The organism is Sphaerotilus sp. FB-3, assembly GCF_023706025.1.
GTDB lineage: Bacteria > Pseudomonadota > Gammaproteobacteria > Burkholderiales > Burkholderiaceae_C > Sphaerotilus > Sphaerotilus sulfidivorans.
Window position 1 is genome coordinate 1 of record NZ_BQWE01000066.1, and the last position, 470, is coordinate 470.

Below are 470 nucleotides of genomic sequence, written 5' to 3' on the forward strand. Positions count from 1 at the left end.
GGTGCCGAGAGCAGGGGGTGTATCCGCAGGAGCTGACGCAGTGGAGCGCGAGTGCGCTGGACGCGCTGGCCGAGCCGAAGGCGGCGAGCGGCGGCGCCGCCAATGGTGCGGAGCGTCGACGAGTCAAGGAACTGGAGCGAGAGCTGCGGCGCAAGGACCGGGCGCTGGCGGAGGCGGCGGCACTGCTGGTGCTGTCAAAAAAACTCTCGGCGATCTTCCAAGAGGACGCGGAAGAATGACCGCGCAGGAAGATCGCCAGAAGATGATGGGGCACATCGAGCAGGCGTGCCGCGAGGGGGCCCGGCTCAAGCCGGCGTGCGAGATGGCGGGGCTGGACGTGCGCACGCTGCAGCGCTGGCGGGCTCGAGCGGGTGCGGGTGATGGGCGCCCGGGAGCGGTTCGCCCGATGCCCGCGCATGCGCTGAGTGCGCACGAGCGAGCGCGGCTGCTGGAAGTGGCCAACGAGGCGC

1 pseudogene is annotated in these 470 nt (G+C 71.1%); it reads left to right on the forward strand.

Annotated features, from left to right (window positions below):
- Positions 1 to 470: pseudogene (locus tag NFT33_RS19050) on the forward strand (IS3-like element ISAzo10 family transposase); the annotation flags it as partial.